Origin of the sequence: Allocoleopsis franciscana PCC 7113, assembly GCF_000317515.1 — a bacterium.
Lineage (GTDB): Bacteria > Cyanobacteriota > Cyanobacteriia > Cyanobacteriales > Coleofasciculaceae > Allocoleopsis > Allocoleopsis franciscana.
Genome location: NC_019760.1, coordinates 65,001 through 84,806, shown reverse-complemented (window position 1 = coordinate 84,806; position 19,806 = coordinate 65,001). Strand labels below are relative to the sequence as shown.

The 19,806-nt window shown below is 45.5% G+C and carries 17 protein-coding genes and 1 pseudogene (1 of these 18 cut by a window edge); 16 read left to right on the top strand and 2 right to left on the bottom strand.

Annotation, left to right across the window (positions count from 1 at the left end; translation table 11 throughout):
* Positions 1-2 precede the first annotated feature (2 nt).
* From MIC7113_RS31680 to MIC7113_RS31635, 10 genes are all read left to right on the top strand, one after another.
* Entirely contained in the window at positions 3-830 is an 828-nt protein-coding gene (locus MIC7113_RS31680) for a 2OG-Fe(II) oxygenase (RefSeq protein ID WP_015211535.1), read from the top strand.
* Between the two features lie 331 nt (positions 831-1,161).
* The gene (locus MIC7113_RS31675; protein WP_015211534.1) at positions 1,162-2,550 is read left to right on the top strand and encodes a hypothetical protein; all 1,389 of its coding nucleotides are present in this window, start codon (positions 1,162-1,164) and stop codon (positions 2,548-2,550) included.
* Between the two features lie 652 nt (positions 2,551-3,202).
* Complete coding sequence (locus MIC7113_RS31670) at positions 3,203-4,378, top strand: glycosyltransferase (RefSeq protein WP_015211533.1); 1,176 nt, start codon at positions 3,203-3,205, stop codon at positions 4,376-4,378.
* 327 nt (positions 4,379-4,705) lie between these two features.
* Complete coding sequence (locus tag MIC7113_RS31665; protein WP_015211532.1) at positions 4,706-5,908, top strand: glycosyltransferase; 1,203 nt, start codon at positions 4,706-4,708, stop codon at positions 5,906-5,908.
* A 155-nt stretch (positions 5,909-6,063) separates the two neighbouring features.
* The gene (locus MIC7113_RS31660) at positions 6,064-7,098 is read left to right on the top strand and encodes a glycosyltransferase family 2 protein (protein ID WP_015211531.1); all 1,035 of its coding nucleotides are present in this window, start codon (positions 6,064-6,066) and stop codon (positions 7,096-7,098) included.
* A 41-nt stretch (positions 7,099-7,139) separates the two neighbouring features.
* Positions 7,140-7,721 (top strand): serine O-acetyltransferase, encoded by a 582-nt coding sequence (locus MIC7113_RS31655; RefSeq protein ID WP_015211530.1) that lies wholly within the window; start codon positions 7,140-7,142, stop codon positions 7,719-7,721.
* A 957-nt stretch (positions 7,722-8,678) separates the two neighbouring features.
* Positions 8,679-9,764 carry a glycosyltransferase gene (locus MIC7113_RS31650; RefSeq protein ID WP_226883733.1) on the top strand — a complete coding sequence of 362 codons (1,086 nt, stop codon included), beginning with the start codon at positions 8,679-8,681 and terminating at the stop codon, positions 9,762-9,764.
* Between the two features lie 332 nt (positions 9,765-10,096).
* Positions 10,097-10,642: a dTDP-4-dehydrorhamnose 3,5-epimerase gene (rfbC, locus tag MIC7113_RS31645; RefSeq protein WP_015211528.1), complete on the top strand. Its 546-nt coding sequence runs from the start codon at positions 10,097-10,099 to the stop codon at positions 10,640-10,642.
* Positions 10,639-11,544 (top strand): dTDP-4-dehydrorhamnose reductase, encoded by a 906-nt coding sequence (rfbD, locus tag MIC7113_RS31640; RefSeq protein ID WP_015211527.1) that lies wholly within the window; start codon positions 10,639-10,641, stop codon positions 11,542-11,544. Before rfbC ends, rfbD begins: the two co-directional genes overlap by 4 nt.
* A 32-nt stretch (positions 11,545-11,576) precedes the next feature.
* Positions 11,577-12,650 (top strand): glucose-1-phosphate thymidylyltransferase, encoded by a 1,074-nt coding sequence (locus MIC7113_RS31635; RefSeq protein WP_015211526.1) that lies wholly within the window; start codon positions 11,577-11,579, stop codon positions 12,648-12,650.
* Positions 12,651-12,889: 239 nt separating this feature from the next.
* Here the strand turns inward: MIC7113_RS31635 and MIC7113_RS31630 are convergent, their stop codons facing one another.
* Positions 12,890-13,195: a hypothetical protein gene (locus tag MIC7113_RS31630; protein ID WP_015211525.1), complete on the bottom strand. Its 306-nt coding sequence runs from the start codon at positions 13,193-13,195 to the stop codon at positions 12,890-12,892.
* Positions 13,196-13,462: 267 nt separating this feature from the next.
* On the opposite strand from MIC7113_RS31630, the gene MIC7113_RS37080 reads away from it, so the two are divergent.
* Positions 13,463-13,606, top strand: coding sequence for a hypothetical protein (locus tag MIC7113_RS37080; RefSeq protein WP_015211524.1), 144 nt, complete (start codon positions 13,463-13,465; stop codon positions 13,604-13,606).
* A 243-nt stretch (positions 13,607-13,849) separates the two neighbouring features.
* Entirely contained in the window at positions 13,850-14,617 is a 768-nt protein-coding gene (locus MIC7113_RS31625; RefSeq protein WP_015211523.1) for a hypothetical protein, read from the top strand.
* Positions 14,618-14,676: 59 nt separating this feature from the next.
* On the opposite strand, the gene MIC7113_RS31620 is transcribed toward MIC7113_RS31625, so the two are convergent.
* Positions 14,677-15,045 (bottom strand): hypothetical protein, encoded by a 369-nt coding sequence (locus MIC7113_RS31620; protein WP_015211522.1) that lies wholly within the window; start codon positions 15,043-15,045, stop codon positions 14,677-14,679.
* Between the two features lie 462 nt (positions 15,046-15,507).
* On the opposite strand from MIC7113_RS31620, the gene psb34 reads away from it, so the two are divergent.
* The 4 genes and pseudogenes from psb34 to MIC7113_RS34080 form a co-directional block, all read left to right on the top strand.
* A complete protein-coding gene (gene psb34, locus MIC7113_RS31615) occupies positions 15,508-15,687 on the top strand; it encodes a photosystem II assembly protein Psb34 (protein ID WP_015211521.1) in 180 nt (59 codons plus the stop codon).
* A 1,146-nt stretch (positions 15,688-16,833) separates the two neighbouring features.
* Positions 16,834-17,742 (top strand): hypothetical protein, encoded by a 909-nt coding sequence (locus tag MIC7113_RS38410; RefSeq protein WP_015211520.1) that lies wholly within the window; start codon positions 16,834-16,836, stop codon positions 17,740-17,742.
* Positions 17,743-17,899: 157 nt separating this feature from the next.
* The gene (locus MIC7113_RS31605) at positions 17,900-19,570 is read left to right on the top strand and encodes a pentapeptide repeat-containing protein (RefSeq protein ID WP_015211519.1); all 1,671 of its coding nucleotides are present in this window, start codon (positions 17,900-17,902) and stop codon (positions 19,568-19,570) included.
* Positions 19,524-19,806, top strand: a pseudogene (locus MIC7113_RS34080) (IS5 family transposase); it runs 1,157 nt beyond the window's last position. The gene MIC7113_RS31605 and the pseudogene MIC7113_RS34080 overlap by 47 nt, the downstream one beginning before the upstream one ends.

Genomic DNA, 19,806 nt, shown 5'->3' with positions numbered 1-19,806 from the left:
ATATGACTTCAAATGTGATGTTTCGTGTTGACGCCGATAAATTAAATGAATTGGCGCTTAAACATCGAGAAGAATATGCTAATGCTAAGCCATTTCCACATATCGTGATCGATAACTTTTTTCCGGAAGAGGTTTTAGATAACATCCTGAATGAATATCCCAAAGCTGGCGACATTGATTGGCAAAAATTTGAAAATAAGTCGGAAAAGAAGCTGGCGAACAAACATGAGCGTTACATGGGAGACAATACACGCGCTCTCCTCTACCAATTAAATTCCTCAACCTTCATTAGTTTTTTAGAAACTCTGACAGGTATTAATGGAATCATCCCCGATCCCCACTTTGAAGGCGGTGGACTTCATCAGATAGAAAGGGGCGGCTACTTGAAAGTTCATGCAGATTTTAATCGGCATACCAAAATGCGACTGGATCGCCGATTAAATCTTCTCCTGTACCTCAACAAAGATTGGAAAGAAGAATACGGCGGTTATCTAGAACTTTGGGACACAGATATGACTCGGTGTGAGAAAAAGATTCTTCCCATCTTTAACCGATTCGTTCTGTTCACAACAACAGACTTCACCTATCATGGACATCCCGAACCCTTGACTTGTCCAGAAGGGTGTACGCGGAAGTCATTAGCACTTTACTATTACACCAATGGACGTCCTGCTGAAGAAATTAAAGGCAACGAACATTCAACCATTTTTAAGGCTCGACCCGGAGAGGACTTAAAGGAAAAGTCTTCAGGAATGGATGTCAAAACTTTTCTGAAAAAGTGTGTTCCACCTATCTTGATTGATGTGCGGGACGCTTTAACTAAGCGGTAAGATTTTCGCCAAAGTCAGGAATATACCAACCTGAAAAATCCCGCTCTCTCACCTTCATACTCTATCACTGAAACTGCATTAATTGCCCTGATTCTCGGTGAGCGTAAGAAGAGCTGATCTGCGCCTTGAAAAAGGTGCAGATGGCATTTTTCCGATCGCTTGAATAAAGCCAGTAGCGGTTCTACGGTAAGCAGGTGGACAGCAATCAACTGAATCAGCTTACTTATAACTCAATTGGATTGACCCGTTTATCAAGCAGTATTTCATAGAATTTGACCCACCTGATTCTGTTTCTGAATGCTCTGTTCCTGTTCGCGAAGAGAAAAAGCCTATGAGTCCTCTTGTCCCCCTTACCCTATTTGGATTTCTTCCGCTCGTTCTTTATCTGTTTAACCGATTTCCAGGTCAGCGAGCGGTTGTTGTGAGCTTTGTCGCGGGGTATCTCTTCTTACCACAAGCTGGTTTTCTGGGCAGATTTCCAATTGTGCCCGGTCTCCCGCCCTATGACAAGATATCGGCGCTTAGCTACTGCGTTCTGATAGCAATTCTTCTGTTTGATTCTGGACGCTTGAGTTCGTTTCAACCCGGCTGGATTGACCTGCCGATGCTAACCTGGTGTCTATGCCCAATCGCGACACAAATGGCGAATGGCCTAAGCCCAATCTCACCGACTACGGTGCAAATAATGACCTGGGGAGTGCCCTATTTTATCGGTCGAATCTATTTCAATGACCTAGCTGGAATGCGCCAATTGGCAGTTGGCATCTTCGCAGGCGGGATGGTCTACGTTCCTTTGTGCCTGCTGGAAATGCGTATTTCTCCGACACTACACTTGAGGCTTTACGGATACCATGCCCGTGTAGACTTTGCTCAAACAATGCGTTACGGGGGATATAGACCAACCGTATTGTTAGAGCACGGTCTTTGGGTGGGCGTGTGGATGATGGCAGCGACGCTGCTGGGGATTCTGTTATGGAGAACTGCAATTATCAAGAAACTCTGGAATTATCCAATGAGTTGGCTTGTGCCAGTATTAATTGTCACCTTTATATTAGTCAAATCCACGGGTGCTTACCTGTATCTGGCAATTGGAATTGGCATCTGGTTTACCTCCCGGTGGTTACGCACAGCTTTGCCGCTATTGCTGCTTTCCGTGGCTATATCAATCTACCTATACCTGGGAGCGACAGGAGAACTTTATCGAATCCCTCAGGTGAATGCCTTTTTAGTCGCATCTGAAAACACTGATAATGATCGGTCTGCGTCAGTGGCATTTAGGATTGCTAATGAGAAACTCTTGGCGGCGAAGGCACAGCAGAGAATGATATTTGGGTGGGGGGATTCGGGAGGAAACCGGATATACGATGAGACGGGTAAAGATATCTCGGTTACCGACAGCCTGTGGATTATTGCATATGGTCTACAGGGTGTAGTTGGTTTGATCAGTTTCACCGCCATGCTGTTACTGCCTAGTTTGGGCTTTGTCTTTTTACGTTATCCCCCTAGCACCTGGTCTAACCGTAAAGTAGCACCAGCCGTTGGGCTGGCATTGATCTTGGTTTTGTACCTACTGGATAGTATTTTGAACGCCATGACCTGTCCAGTCTTCATGCTCGCCAGTGGGGGACTAGCAGGACTTGTACTCAAAGAGCCAGAAACCAATCGACCTAAAAGTGTTCGCGTAGCGCCCCCCCGGCGAACTCTAGCGCAGCAGAGATAAAACCCCCTGAATTGACCATTACTCCCGCCAACACGAGAAAAGTAGAAGAAGCGGCTGATGCTATTAGACATCTCCAAAAAAGAACCTGAAACCCTTGTTTTACCTGCGCTGAAATCTAATTTCTGGAGAGGTCTATTGTAAAACTTCTTCTCTCGATGGCGCAGGCGTGTTGTTGGTGTAATGAGTGAAAAGTTCCGGAGTCTTGGAAAGTGGGGCGAGTGTTAATTCATACCGAGTTGCGTTCAAACGTAGTATTTTCTCTCCCCCTTGTCCCCCTTGTCTCCCCATCTACTATCTTTGACTGCAACTTGGTATCAACCCTCACTATCGTCATCAATGGTTCAGCCAACAGACCCATGAGGGAAAAATTCTTTCCCACAACATTCTTTTCTTCACTTTTTCTTCAAAGGTTTAAAGTTGTCCAAAACAAAAAACGAGGTTATAGTTGATTTGAAAAATAAAAATAATAATTCTTGGGGCGGCTTCTATTAAGTTTCTTTAAATAATCTAATTCCAACGCTTCATCTTTAATAAAAGGGTTTATGCATCTAGAATCAAAACATTTCATCTTGTTCAATACAGGGAGTAAAAATTACGCCAACGGTAGATTTTCTTAAAACTTAATTAATTTTGCTAAAAGGGAGATGCACCGATGCGTTTATTGATGGTGCAATATGCCGGAGATTACCGGGAAGCTGTTGAAGGCTTTGCCCAAGGCGGCAAGGAAACCTATTATGCACAGAAATATTCGGTTGAGGCGGTTGCTGAAATCGGTAAAACCATTGAAGAAGCAGCAGTTCTTTGTTGTCTAACTCAAGAACCTTACGATAAAGTTCTTTCCAATGGAGTGCGAGCCATCGGAGCAGGCTTTAATCCCAAAATATCAATCAAACCGTTAATAGAATTAATAGAGAAAGAAAACCCTACTCATCTCATTGTTCGTACACCCAGTCAAGGTGTTTTTGGGTGGTCTATTAAAAATAAAATTCCAACAATTGCTATATTAGCCGATTCTTTCCCAACCCAAGGAGTAAAAAATAAGCTACGGAATTACTGGTTAGCAAAAACTTTAAATCATCCGCGAATTGAATGGGTATTTAATCATGGAATTAATTCCTGTCTTTCGCTTCAAAAAATTGGCGTTAACTCTGATAAAATAATTCCTTGGGACTGGCCTCATCCAATTACACCCAATGCTTTTCCCACAAAAACGCTTCGAGCGGATGGAAAACCTTGGAATTTAGTTTACGTGGGTTTGATTACGGAATCGAAAGGGATTGGAGATGTTTTAGATGCTTTAAAAGAGTTAAGAGCTAAAAATGTCTCTGTTCATCTCAAGGTAGCCGGAAAGGGCGAAACGGAAAAGTTTATTCACAAAGCCAAACAGCTAAACCTTGAAGACTGTGTAGAGTTTCTTGGATTAGTGCCTAATCAGGCTATAGTCCATTTAATGAGAGACGCAGACGTCGTCATCATTCCGACGCGCCATGAGTATCCAGAAGGCTGTCCTATGACAATTTATGAAGCACTCTGCTCCCGAACGCCAATCATTGCTTCAGATCACCCAATGTTTCAAAATAAGTTAAAGGATGGGGCTAATGCTTTAATTTTCCCAGCGGCTAACGCTGTAGCTTTGGCAGCTTGTATAAAAAAATTGCTTGCCAATCCAGAACTTTATAAACGTCTTTCAATAGATTCTTATAACACCTGGAAAAAGTTGCAAATTCCCGTCAAATGGGCTGACATGATTAATCGCTGGCTGGATAATTCCCCGGAAAATCGACAATGGTTGTTTGAGCATCGAATCTCTTCCGGACGCTACAACTAAAACTTTGCATAATAGGCTGGGGAGATTCTAGTGTGTCCACCAAAAAATCCTTGTGATCAGCCTTCCTTCTCGAAAAATTAACTAAATTTTTATTCAACGATAAGAAATGCCCCTCTGCGGCAGCACATCAATACCCAGAACAATTCATCCGCTTATTTCTGACGCGGGATACCCAAAATAATTTTTTTATTCACATTAAAATCAAATAGGTGATGCAATTGACACCCTCATTAATGAAAGAATTCAATCATCTGCAAAATTTACATTTTATAATGAAAAATTCTATTGAATAAACTAGCCAGTCAACCCACCTAAAACAGTATCCTGATGTCTAAGCCATTGAATTTGACTATCCTACAACCTTTGCAGGCAAAGAAGTTACCAAACGAGCAAGTTTTGCTAACGCGAAAATTTATAGAAGCTACCGAAAAATTTCAAGGGTTCTGGCCGGGTTCTATCACCGTCTTGATGGAAGAAACTGACCTAGAGACCGACAATCTGGATAAAAAAATCTTCAACTTTAATGAATTACCTTTCAAGCTAGAACTCATTTCTTTTAAGACCATTACTGCCGACACGTTCCGGAATCAGACTTCTCTGGTGCTAGCCATGGCTAACTACCAACAAAACCATATCAGTAAAATTTGCCGGGAAGCTGGTATTCCCTGTATCTATATTTCCGAATACACGCTTAAAACTAGGAAACAGATCGTTGCTGCGGAAAATCCGAATAATCCACTTCGCATTTTTAGGCAACACCGATGGGAGGAGGCTCAGGAGAGGAAGCAACAACAAGCCATCAAGCTTGCCAACGGATTGCAGTGTAATGGGACTCCTACCTATGAAGCCTATCGCTCCCTCAATCCCAACACGATGCTTTTCTTCGATACCCGGATTACAGAGGATATGCTAGCCACTGTTGAGGACATTGAAAAGCGCACTCGCGACCGAGATGAAAATACTCCTCTAAAGCTGGTTTTTTCAGGACGCCTCAACAGAATGAAAGGAGCGCATTACTTGCTCGATGTCGCGCAAGAACTCGAACGCCTGGGAATTGAGTTTGAACTATTTATTAGCGGTGCTGGTCAACTAGAAGAGAGTATGCACCATAGAATTGCCGCTTCGGGGCTGGGCGATCGCGTCAAGATGATGGGAGTGCCCAATTTCAACACAGTGTTTTTTCCGTTTGTCAAAGCTAATATCGATTTGTTTGTTTGTTGTCATCCACAGGGTGACCCTTCCTGCACTTATATAGAAACAATGTCATGCGGCGTGCCGATTGTCGGATTTGCCAATGAAGCGTTTGTAGGAATTGTAGAGCAGTCAAAATCCGGATGGCTTGTCGAGATGAATCGACCAGACTTGTTGGCGAAGAAAGTTGCCGAACTCAGTCGCAATCGCAAGGAGATCGAAGCCATGTCGTTTAAGGCACTCGAATTTGCCCGAAAGCACACGTTTAATCTGACGTTTAAGGCACGCGCCCAGCACATGGAACAGATTGCCCTGAGTTCGCTCCCTGTTGAGCGGTAACACCACGACATCTCGCATCGTTACTCTGTCCTACCACGTTCAGTTGAGCGAAAAGTTTTGATGGAGACAGGGTGTGGGGTGTCAGGTGTGCGTCCAACCTTGATGAATCCAAATCAAAAAAACTAGCATGGAAGCCAATAGTGGGTACTAACTTTATGTCTGACTCAACTCAGCTTGATAGCCCAACTCGTTTACTCGTCGTCATCGTTAACTACCGAACCCCAGGCTTAACAATTGACTGCTTGCACTCCCTAGTCAGTGAAGTGCGTGAGCTCCCTCTCACCCGCGTCGTGATTACAGACAATGCCTCTGGCGATGACTCTGTTGAAAAAATTCAAACCGTGATCGAAAACGAAGGCTGGGGGGACTGGGCGTCTCTTCAGCCTTTAGAACGGAACGGCGGATTTGCCTACGGTAACAACGCCGCCATTCGTATCGCGCTGGAATCACCCAATCCACCTCCCTATATTCTGCTCCTCAACCCCGACACCATTGTTCGCCCCGGTGCTTTACAGGCACTCGTCGATTTCATGGATGAACACCCCGATGTCGGAATTGCCGGTAGCCGTCTGGAAGATCCGGATGGCACCCCACAACGCTCTGCGTTCCGTTTTCATTCCATATTCAGTGAACTAGAGTTTGGCTTGCGTCTTGGCATCGTCTCCAAGATATTGAGCAACTGGATTGTTGCACCTCCGGTTTCAGACGAAACTTATCAAACCGACTGGGTGGCAGGAGCCAGCATGATTGTCCGCCGGGAAGTGTTTGAAGAAGCTGGCTTGATGGATGAAGACTACTTCATGTACTACGAAGAAATGGACTTTTGCCTGCAAGCGAAAAGAGCCGGATGGAGCTGCTGGTATGTCCCGAAAAGTCACATCGTCCACCTAGTAGGACAAGCCTCCGGGGTAACCGATACTAAGCGCCCCCCAAAGCGCCTACCCCAGTATTGGTTTGATTCCAGAGAACGGTACTTTCTCAAAAATCATGGTTGGCTGTACACCGCTGGAGCGGATGCTGCCTTGATTGTAGGTTTTGGGTTGTGGAGGTTGCGCCGGGTGATTCAAAGCAAACCCGATTCCGATCCCCCTAATTTCTTAAGTGATCTCCTGCAAAACAGTGTGTTTCTCAAGGGTAGAGAGCAACCCCCTCAACTTGTCCAAAACACAGCCGGGATAGGCAAGTCCTAAATTCTCCTGAAAGAAAATATACGCCGCCGCCGAGGTAAATTATGGTCGCACAGCCGGAAATCACATCCAGTGTGAAGGAAGAAGAAACAACAGAGCTTGGTCTGTGGCAACAGCTCAAAGAAGACTGGATTGCTCATGGCAAGGATTGGACTAAGCCGGGATTTCGAGCCGTAGCCGTTTACCGCTTCGGCGTCTGGAGAATGAAAATTAAACCGATATTTTTCCGGGCACCCCTTAGCATCCTCTACCGTTCATTATTTCGCAAAATCCGCAACAGCTATGGGATTGAATTGCCTTATAGTGCTCAGCTCGGTCGCCGCGTGGTCATCGAACACCAGAGTTGTATTGTGATTCATGGGGATTGTGTGATCGGCGACGATTGTATTATCCGCCAAGGAGTAACGATGGGAAATCGTTACCTGGATCGTCCGTTCGATGCGCCTAAATTGGGTAAGCGAGTCAACGTGGGGGCTGGAGCCAAACTTTTTGGAAATATCACCATTGGCGATGACGCCAACATCGGAGCCAACGCAGTGGTGTTATCAGACATTCCCCCAGGAAAAACAGCCGTAGGCATCCCCGCCAAAATTCTCGGCTCCAAAAAGTCCGAAGACAATACTTGAATCGCTTGAATCACCAACGGCTCCACCAATTTATGCCACTGAGCTTGATTGGAGCCTTAACTCATCCCCGTAGAGACGCCCTGCCAGGGCGTCTCTACGTACGGGGGTGAGCTTGTGGAGCGAGAGTCAGGAGGTCATAAGGCAATTGTTATTAAGAACAAAGGACTCTCGTACAAATGACTCTTCATGCGCGAAGGCGATTCCTCCCCTCCAAGCGTATGTTGGGGCTTCCTCGCCGCTTTTTGTGAAGCCTGTCGTCGCTGGTGAGACCCTAGTGTGGAACCGGCTATAGCATGACTATGGAGTTTTGTCACCCCAAAAAATGCCTGACTCACTGTTCTGTCCGTGCCGTGAAAGAGAAACCAAAAACTCAATTTAAACAACCTTGCAATCCCGAATTAATAAACTTCCAAAAAATTAAATAAATTATCCAGAGCGTCCACAATTGGTGTTCGCGGCCAGAGCAGAATGATAATCTTTTTAAAAACCACTGATAATCATTTTTGAGGGAAGGGAGAGCGATCGCCCAACAGTTTGCGGCTCCTCTAGAGCTAAATTTTCAGCGCCTTTGAACCCATTTGAATGATTGACACTTCTTTCACGTATTAACTAATATGGCTGTTAGTGCAGCTTCAAAAAAAGTGTTGTGCAAGAACGCTCTCCAAATGAATAAAAAACCGGAGGCAGAAGCATGGAGCCATTACACAAAAGTCTCCTGAATCTACATTAAACAATTTGGATAGGTTACTTAGTTGCTGTGTATCTAACCTACCTTAGTGCATTTAACCAGAATTGAGTTGGGCTATTTACTAGGCTGCTGTGCATCTCAAGTCCCTAATAGCATCTAAATAGCAGAAACCCCCAAACGGGGAAACCGAATAAAACAGAAACTGTAGCTACTGAATGGAGAGCAGTTTCTCGGTTTTGTTTGGTCAAAATTAGCAAAAGAGGATTGAGATGATGTTGAATTGGTCACTAGTTGTATGCACTCTTAACAGGAGAGAACTCTTAGCGCAATCTCTGCGTAGTGCAATCAAGCAAACACGACTTCCAAAGCAGATCATCGTAGTTGATGCCAGTAATAACTGGGAGTTAGCCAAAGCTTACATTCTTGATTCATTGGCAGGAGAGTCTGAATCTATAGAATGGATTTATGTTGGTTCTGAACAGAAATCTGCGACTTATCAGCGGAACGTAGGACTGAAGTATTGCGAGAGTGACGTGGTCTTCTTTCTAGATGACGATGCCTTTATGTACCCAGACTGTGCAGAAGAAATCATGCAGGTCTATGAAAAGGATAACTCTCATCTAGTCGGAGGTGTTACCGCGTTATTAGCCGACCTACCACCAGGAACTGTCGCTAATCAGGTTCAAAATGAGAAAGGAGTAGAATCACCAAGTTTGTGGAATCGGATATTACAACCCTTCCACAAGTTTTGGAGTTCAGAAAAACTCTTTATTCCGTATGACGGTCAATACTATACCTACGATATTTCCGAATTAGCTAAGCAGATTCCGATCTTGAGTGAGGTTACGCTGCATGGCTGTCGGATGACTTTTCGCACCTCAGTCGTAAAGCCAATCGGAGGATTTGATGAAGTATTAATTCGAGGCGCGATTGCTGAGGATGATGATATCAGCTATAAAGTTTCTAGAAAGTATGCTCTCGTAGCAGCAGAACGAGCCAAAATTTTTCACCAGGAGACAGAAATTGCTCGGTTAAAGAGATATACAAATACTGTGCTACTTATTTTAAATATAATCGTTCTTTTCTTATTGAATACAACTATTCAAAGCGGAGTCAGCTTCCTAGTCTACCGATTTGCCATCAAGAGAATACTCCTAGAATTTGTCCGAGATTGTGCCAAACCCCAACGAGGTTTCGCTCATGTACGAGGAGCTTTGTACGCCGTTTTCTGGTTGCCTAAGATATTACAAATGGACAAAGAGCAATTGCGAGATTGGTATCCCCAGTTTCAGGCACAGCTGATGGATAAGAAACAAGCATTTCGTAACTCTGCCAAGATATCAACGGTCAGTTGATAGCATTTTTTAGCTTATCTTCACATTGCCTTCTCAAAATTATATTGAGACTTGATGACAGCGTGCGCGGCCTGAATTAAACTAGGACGTGACTAACAGTTATTCTAAGCAGGGCGTCTAGCGCAACACTTGGCAGCACATGCGAGTTGCTAAGATAGAGTTTGGCAAATGAAGAGCGAACTCAACATTCCTCTAAGTTAATAACATCTCTCTGCCGGATAGTTCGACAATCTGGCAGTAGGCAAGTGCAAATTGCTCGAATATAATGACGTGACGCGCTAACCCGAAACGTTAAAAATTCCGGTTGGCGTACTGGGAAATGAGAGTGTTTAATGAATATTATCCCGACTAAGATTCCAGATGTTCTGATTATCGAACCGCGAGTCTTTGAAGACCAGCGTGGTTTCTTCTTAGAAAGTTACAACTCAAAAGCCTTCTGCGAAAAAACAGGAGTAGACGCTCAGTTTGTCCAAGACAATCATTCCCGTTCTACTCAAAATGTCCTACGTGGCTTACACTACCAAATTCAACAACCCCAAGGGAAATTAGTGCGTGTAGTCGCCGGAGCGATATTTGATGTGGTTGTGGATCTGAGAAAAAGCTCTCCAACCTATGGTCAATGGGTTGGGACGCTAATCAGCGCCGAAAACAAGCAACAGCTATGGGTACCGATGGGATTTGCCCACGGCTTTTGTGTGGTTTCAGAATTTGCTGAAGTCTTGTACAAAACAACCGATTATTATGCTCCTCAGCATGAACGATGCGTTATCTGGAATGACCCCGATTTAGCGATCGCGTGGCCTCTTGAAGAAACCCCCATCGTATCCGCTAAAGACCAAGCGGGTAAGCCCTTTAAGGAGGCAGAGATGTTCGCATGAGGCGAATTTTACTGACGGGTTGCACAGGTCAACTCGGTCAAGAACTACAACGAACCCTAGCTCCCTTAGGGAAGGTGATTGGGGTCGATCGCTCAACGGTGGATTTGTCTCAAGAGACCACCATTCGTCAGCGTCTAGTTGAAATCAAACCTGACGTGATTGTTAATGCCGCCGCCTACACGGCAGTTGACAAAGCAGAGACGGAAACGGAACTGGCTCAAGCCATCAATGCCACGGCACCTAAAGTCATGGCGGAGGAAGCCCAACGGCTGGGAGCTACCCTAATTCACGTTTCGACCGATTATGTCTTCGATGGTGGGAAAAATACACCCTACACCGAGGACGATGTCACCAACCCCCTGGGCGTCTACGGACGAACCAAGCTTGAAGGGGAAGAAGGGATTCGGCAAACCTGCACAAACCACCTGATTCTGAGAACCGCTTGGGTTTATGGCAGCCTTGGCAAGGTTAACTTTGTTAAAACAATGCTGAGGCTCTTTGCAGAACGCGAAGAGGTGCGTGTCGTCGCCGATCAGGTGGGTTCCCCCACTTGGGCTGCTGATCTGGCTCAAGCCATTGCCACCCTGCTGTCTCAAACAAACCAAGAGCCAGGACAACTCTCTATCCCAACGGGGACGTACCACTATACCAATAGTGGCGTTGCTAGTTGGTACGACTTCGCCGTTGCTATCTTCGAGGAAGCCAAACTCCTTGGATTTCCCTTGAAAGTACAGCGAATCGTGCCTATAGCAACGGCGGACTATCCCACACCAGCACAGCGTCCGGCTTATTCGGTGCTGTCTGGGAAAAAGATTTCAGCCGTTTTGGGAAGCCATCCTCCCCATTGGCGACAGGCACTTAGACAAATGCTTGTAGAACTTTACTCTCACACTCGTCACTGACCCATCCACAAGAAAGCTGCGAAGAGGTTTCTATGAAAGCAATTATTCTTTCGGGCGGTAAAGGCACGCGCTTGCGACCCCTTACCTATACGGGCGCAAAACAACTGGTTCCTGTTGCCAACAAACCCATTTTGTGGTATGGAATTGAAGCCATTGTTGAAGCCGGAATCACTGATATCGGGATTATCATCAGTCCAGAAACCGGCGGCGAAGTCAAAGCCAAGACTGGTGATGGAGAGCGATTTGGAGCCAAAATTACCTACATTCTTCAAGACCAACCCGCAGGATTGGCTCACGCCGTTAAAATCGCCCAGCCTTTCCTAGGCGATTCCCCCTTTGTTATGTACCTGGGGGATAACCTGGTTCAAAGCGAACTCAGCCTGTTTTTGGAGAAGTTTAACACCAAAAGCCTAGATGCCTTAACCCTACTCTGCCCTGTGAGTAATCCCAGTGCCTTTGGTGTGGCGAAGGTGGATGAAGAGGGGCGAGTGTTGCAGCTAATCGAAAAACCCAAAGACCCTCCCTCGAATCTGGCGCTGGTGGGAATTTACATGTTTTCTCCCACAATCCACCACGCGATCGCCAATATTCAACCCTCCCCCAGAGGCGAACTGGAAATTACCGATGCGATTCAATACCTGATTGACGATTCTTCCAAGGTAGAAGCCTATCAACTCAAAGGCTGGTGGCTGGATACCGGGAAGAAAGATGACTTGTTAGAAGCCAACCGGATTATTCTGGATACCTGTCTCAACTCAAACATCCAGGGAGACGTTGACGAGCAAAGTCAGGTGATTGGACGGGTGCAGATTGGCAAGGGATCGACAGTCAAAAATTGTACGATTCGCGGCCCCGTGACGATTGGGAACGACTGCCACCTGGAAAACAGCTTTGTAGGACCTTACAGCAGCATTGCTGACAACGTGACCTTGATTGAGGCTGACCTTGAACATAGCGTGATTTTGCAGGGAGCTAAGGTGGAGGGCATTCACCAGCGGATTGTGGACAGTGTGCTAGGACAACGGGCGCATTTGAAGGTTGCCCCCAGGCGTCCTAAAGCTTTGCGGTTCATGATTGGTGACGATAGCCAGATTGAGCTGTCTTAGCGTTTGAAAGCCGGAAGTCTCAACTTCTGGAGCGTCTCTCTTCTCAGATAAAAATTTTGTAGGGGCGAAGCATTCGTGCCGGGATTTATGAATTAATCCCGGATTTATATTCACGAATGCAACGCGAGAGCGATGGTTTGTGGAAGGGCGAAGCATTCGGATTTAAAAATATTGGTTGAGTTACTCTCATTAATCGTCCGAATGCTTCGCCCCTACATCAATATTCAGACTACAGTTGCTCACTCATCAGACCATAAATAGCCCTTTTCTCCAGTTCCACCGCCCACCCATTCTTTTTGCTCGTCCGTTGCTTTAACGTAAAAAATGATTCGGTCAGGGCGTTCTGAAGAGCGCTCCCATTTTTCTATTATTCCTTGCTTGTAGGACGGCTGATTTTTGCTCTCATGGAGGGCAAGATATTGAGCAGTGTTGGCGCTACTTTCAGCAATTTTCCAATGTCCACTTTTGAACTTGCCGTTCCCCAACTCTTCAACACGAAGACGTTGGCGGCAAACAAGATGAATTCCTACAACCTTCTTAGCCATACCAGCTCATATCACTCAAGTTGAGTGAAAAAGTTTGAAATGTATTTAATAGGATAATCTGCGCTGAAAAAGGCGTGAGCAGCATTCAATTGAGAACCAGGCAACCCCCTCCCGCCAACCCAACCGATCGCACCCCATTCCCCCATTTCCCCCCAGTTGATGTAAAATCAACCCAACTAAAGAAACAACGCGCCCCGGACAGGTGTTTGCACCACCTAACCAGGACGACTACCCCTCCCATGTAACAGTCATGAAAGGAGCCTAATTATGGTGTCAAAAAATCGACACAACAACCATTCCGTAAGCCTTCCAGCCGATTGGAACTTACCGAAAATCCACCTAGAACAACTCCTCCAGGCAACAACCGCCCTTCCCGACGCAACACAGGTTCAGACGGGCGAAATTCCCTGAGCGCAAATTCTTAACTAATCCACCAATGCAATAACCCTGCCTCCCGGTAGGAAGCTTTGGCATGGGGCGCTTTCCCTGAAAAAGACCCCTCCCCAACCCCTCCCCTAAGAGGAGAGGGGCTTTCCGAGTCCCTCTTGTTCCCCCCTTACCAAGGGGGGTTAGGTTTTCCCAACAGCATCATTACTTCCGTATAGCCTCCCTTAAAAAGGGGGGGACAGAACCATCTACCCATCCCCACCTCAAATGAATTCTTTCAACTGGACCAGAAAACACAACAAATTCAGCGTACAGAACCGACTCACCCCCACCGCCAGAGAACTATGGCAGTGGCTCCTCGATGAAATACCCGAAGGCAATCATGAAACCATCGACCTTCGGGACTTCAACAAATGGGTTAAAAGAACACGCGGATTTCCCCACGACCGCAAAACCGTCAAAAGCGCAGCGGCTCAGCTCAGAGAAAAAGGAGTCCTCACCAACGCTAAAAGCTACACCCCATACGTCTGGAAGTGGACACTGCAACCCATTCGCATACTCGTCCCCCCCCTTTTTCGCCGTCCGCAGAAAAGAACAATATTGCAGCCACCAATTCCCAATTTAGACCCTTCAAACCCTGAGTCAGTAAAAACCGAGCCTATAACAACAACAACATTTCTAGATTTAGATTTAGAAGACACCCCAGAAAATGCCCAAGAACAGGAATTTGAACAAAAGTTAGAGGCTTGTCAAAAAGCCGGCATTTACTATCTACCAAAAGACGCTAACTTTTTGCGTAACTTTTCCTTTTATGAAGTCCTTCAGGCAATCAGCTACTTTTTAAACCATCGTGAAAGAGTTAACAAACCCGAAGGATGGTTTAGAGTCTGCCTCGAAGACAATTGGGTTGAAAAAGAAAAGGAACGGCGTCAACTCCAGCTTGGGTGGTCTACGGCAGGCTTGTTTGAGGCAATACGCTATTGCAACAAAATGATGAAGAATCTTACAGACAATCTAGAAGCTGAAGGCTGTTGAGGCTCACTTTGCGGCGGATAATCAGGTTTACGTCTCGATTATTACTGCCATCTCATCATTTATCTGCCTGTCAGACCATTCCACGCAGCATACAATACACCCTCAATCCAGCCATTCACAAAAGCGACTTTGCTAGTAGTACCAAGTAATACTAGGTCTAATTCATTCTCATTCAATTTCAGTCCATGAAATTCCAGGAATGCTAACAGACTGCTTAAAGCATTTTCGTCGAGTGTTAGGCTCAGCTTAGAAGTGCGTGCTATGCGTCGTAGTTCTTTATAAGAAAGATTTGGAGCAGATTTAATTCCTAATTCAATACCTGCTTGCTTGACTTGCTCCAGTAGGGCATTTTGTGCCGACTGCAAACTTTCAACTAATTTGGTTTGGGTTTCAGTGTTGATAGTGACAGGAACAAGAGTGGTAGACATGTTTCAAATCTCCTGGCATACGCCAAAAATATTTAATTTCTTCTGACGTACAACAACAACTCAGGTGGAACCATTCACATCCAACTGAAGATTTCTGTGTACTCTTATACGATATCTCTGTTAATTGCATAATGAGCAAATTTTTTGTAAAGTGTTACATAAAGTAAGACTTACGACATAAGAGTTATGTATTGAGCTGAAACAGAAACATGGCGTGTGAATCTGGGGGTTTTTAGGCGATCGCGTTGATGCAGCACGGCGTTTTCGTCTACCTATCGGTAGAAAATCAGTAATGCAGTAATGCAGTAATGCAGTAATGCAGTAATTCATGGAAGTATGATGCGAGTACTTAAGCCACGCTTATTGGAGGGAAAGCGAAAAAAAACCTTAACTATTGCTGTTCTGTAAATTAATTGTTACATTTATTTACATAAGGAAAGTGAAGCGCAAGAAAGACACGATATGTACACCACTGTTAATCAAGAAGGTATCCTGAACAACTACGCTCCCGAAACCCCGACTTACTACGCCGAGTACCCTTCTCAAGAACAACAGCGTCGCTATGCTTTTCAAGGTGCGATCGCCACACTTCTCGTCAGCTTCTTGGTTTTAACAACATTGGCTGCCAGTTCTATCGGGTAACGCTTCAACTCTTCAAACAATCTTAGTCGCATCTCACAATTGGTTCTTCGTAATCTCCCTACCCCAGTCTGGTTGCTGGGGTTTTTTTTACGCACACAAGCAATTCAGCCCACTGACTTTCTAAGTTAGGGAGTATCAGAGTACCTTAATCAGGAACCGAACTAGCCAACAGGACAATAAAGCTGCTGTTTCGCCCACCACAAAAGCGATATAGGGGTTGACACCTCTTGTGCAGATCAAGATAGCAACCAGAAAACCGACAGTGTAGGGCAGTGTCACTTCAACAAATCTGTTCATCATTTACCCCCTAAAAGCGGGGAATGCCCTACTGCTTCATGCGTTGTGAAAGCGTCCGAGGCAAGGGTTAGTTATCAGTCAGAAGCTAGTTATACAAGAAAACAAGCCAGAGACATTGTAGAAGACTTCAGGGTGTGAAGTCCTGTAGATTTCTTCCTGACCCTAGTCGGAATTCTACTTCTTTTTCGGGTTGTCATCGCTTCTAATCTCTGAAATTGCTCGTTGTACCCCAAATAATTCACCTTTGCTCTGTAAGTTATCTGTAGGCTTTTGAACTGATGCCCTCTCCGATGGTAGATGCGAAGAGGGCTTTTTTCGTGGTATATAGCTGTTTGCCCTTTCTCCTCATAGGTTTGGGGTTCACGGGTTATGGCGCGAGCTCGCTTGCGGCAAGCAGGATGTTACCTTACTAGTCTGTAAGAGATAAACTTTCTATATATGTAGAATCGTCACTCAGTCAGTTGAACGAGTACGCTGCTTATTTTTGATGAAGTCATCAGCTATGTGATTGCAATTCGGGGCATCACCCTTTCAGGTGATAGCACTCTCTTCCTTGAGCGGCTCTTCAAAACAGCGCTGCGGCGCGTCAGTGGCTCACACCTCACTTCTGGATTTGTTCTGAAGTCGAGAGTGCTGATCCATTGAACAGGTTTTTGGGGTTGATGATTTTGACTCTCGTCAGTTCTCAAAAGACTGCTGAGCAAGGGTTTCAGCTAGAGTAACCGGAGAAATCATCCCGATTCCCCCTTCAGGGTGTGGAATGTGTGATAGATGTGCAGTTTTTGAAATTAGGGGTGCCCTACGCTCAAGAGACCAGTTACCACGCTTCACAGCTTGGAGCGGTTGAAGATGACCAGTTACCCCCTTAGCAACGTTTTACTACCCGCTGTCATTATTTCGAGTGCTGTTTTTTCGACTTTGACCTTACCCTTTGCCTTTATCAAGAAAGAACCGTTGGTGGTCGAACTGCCGCCTCTGTTTAGTGGCGAAATTCAACCGCTCTTTAATGGCGAACATAAAGATGTGGCAATTCCCTATATTGGATTTGCCATTGTGGTCAGCGTCGGTGCAGGCATGGCTAGTGTTGAGGTCACTCGGAGATGGAACGCTTACCGCGAATCGGCGCTTGCCCAGAAAGAGGAGCAAAATTCACAGCCAAATTGGTCAGGAGAGGGAACACAGCCAGGAGCCATAAACTTGGCAGAATACCGACCAGAAATTTCGGCTCTAGACCTTCCTTTGACGGATGAGATTTTTCCAAATCAATCTCCCACCACTCCTGATGGTTGCCCTGAAACTCCAGTCATTTTTGCTGAAAATTCAGACCACATGGTTGATGCCACTCAATTTGGTGAGTTTAAACTGAATCTACCTCATCACATCGCAACCTTTTCTACCTTCTCTGACCAACAGAATTTATCTTCCGCACTGGATGAGAATAATTCAGTTGAGAAGAGAGTTTCTCTTAATGGTAAAGAGTCTGTTGTTCGAGGTTTGAATTTAGCGGACAGTAAAATTCTAGAATCCCGAACTCTGTATCAACGCTGCCGAATCAAGGTGCCCAATTTAGAACGACGCTTATTAGCGATTCTTTTTGAGGGTCAGTACTACAGCTTTTTCAGAGCCGAAACAACGGAGGAAAAAGTTTTAGAAATCCTCGCTAAGCTAAGCCATAGAGTTCAAAAAACAGTTATTACTAAAACAGAAAAAGGTTATTTTATCTGGGCTTGGGAGCCTGAAGTGAAGTATGAAGTATGAGAATTTGATGACTATGTTAGGTTTCTAATTCAGTTTTCATACTTGATATTTCAGCCTTTCGTTGATGAGTAGCCCTTATACATGGAGCCAGCTTTTCTCCCATCGCGACGCCTCATGTTTAAGAACTCTTGAACTATAGCCTCTTGCATTAAATGATATGGATTCTGACGAATTAATAAAGCGATATACCGCCGGGGAAAGAGATTTTAGTGGAACCGACTTAAGTAAAGCCAACTTGAGTAAGGTAGACCTCCAACGAGTCAGTTTATGGCGAGCCAACTTGAGTAGAACGAACCTGACGAGTACTCAGCTTACGGGGGCAGATCTATTGGGTGCCAACCTGAGTGAGGCTAACTTGAGTCATGCTGTTCTCTGTGGCGCTAACCTGAGTGAGGCTAACTTGAGTCATGCTGTTCTGCAAGGAGCTAATCTTCAAGCCACGCTCTACAATGAAGCCACTGTTTTTCCCCCAAATTTTGATCCCGTTCAGGCAGGAGCCTATTTAATTGCACCTCAGGCCATACTTACGGGAGCAAAGCTCAGTGGGGTAGACCTGAGTGGAGCCAATCTTAGTGGTGTGGACTTGAGTCAGGCAGACTTGTGGAAGACCAATCTTCGAGAGGCCAATTTGAAGGAGGCTTGCTTTAGGAGCGCTTGCTTAATGGGGTCTGATTTAAGCGAAGCAGATTTAAGTGGAGCAGATTTGAGCGGCGCTAACTTATTGGGAGCCAACCTGCGTACCGCTAACCTCAAGAACATCAACCTACAAGAAGCACTTTACGATGAAGCGACTGAGTTTCCCCAGGGTTTTGAACCCGACTCGGTAGGCGCGTACTTGATTCGGCCTGGTGTGTCCCTTCCACAGGCCAATCTCTGCGGAGCCAACCTCAGCGGTATTGATCTCCAGGGCGCAGACTTGTCTGGAGCGAACTTAAGTCAGGGAAACTTGTTTGGAATTGCTTTGGAAAAAGCGAATCTGAGTGGAGTGAAATTCAGTGGAACTATCCTCTGGGAGGCTGCGCTCAGTGGAGCTAACTTGAGAGAAGCTTTGCTCAATGGAGCCGACCTATGGCAGGCTGAGTTAGAAGGAGCCAACCTCAGTGGAGCCGATTTGAGGAGGGCAAACCTATTTGGGGTAGACCTTACAAAAGCGAACCTTGATCAGGTTAATCTTACTGAGGCTCTCTACAATGAAGCAACTCAATTCCCTGAGGACTTTGACCCTAAAGAGCAGGGGGCGTACTTAATTGCCCCAGGTGTGTCACTCCAAGGTGTCAATCTGAAGGACACTGACCTCCGGGGAGCGGATTTAAGTAAAGCCGATTTGAGGAGGGCAAACCTATTGGGGGTGAACTTTCGATCTGCTTCCCTCCATGAGGTCAATCTTACAGATGCTCTCTACAATGAAGCGACTCAATTCCCTGAGGATTTTGACCCCAGCAAACAGGGAGCTTACTTAATTGCTCCAGGTGTGTTACTCCAAGGCGTAAACCTGAAAGGAGCCGACCTCAGTGGAGCTGATTTGAGGAAGGTTAACTTTTTTGGTGTGGATCTCCGCTTCACCACCTTTGATGGCGCAAACCTTCAGGGAGCGTTCTATGACGAAGCGACTCAATTCCCTGATGACTTTGACTCTACTCAGGCAGGGATGTACTTAATTAGGGTTTGCTGTAAAAACCGGAAACCCTTAGCTATAAATAGTTTGAGCGGTCTTGAAAGTTGTTCAGCTCCCAGGAAATCTGGTAGAATCCCACAAAATCCTTGTACCAAGAGCAGGGAAAATGTACAGAAAAGCTTCCTCAAGCCCGACCCCACCGGAAAACTTTGAGCTGCCCTTTGAGGGAAAGTTATCACAAGATAACCGTTGGGTAATCATGGCAAATCTGATACCCTGGGATGAATTTGAAGAGGAATACGCCAAAATTTTTTCTATTGATATGGGGGCACCTGCGCTGCCATTTCGGATGGCATTGGGTTCATTAATAATCAAAGAAAGATTAGGAATAAGCGATCGGGAAACAGTAGAACAAATAAAAGAAAACCCTTACTTACAATACTTTATAG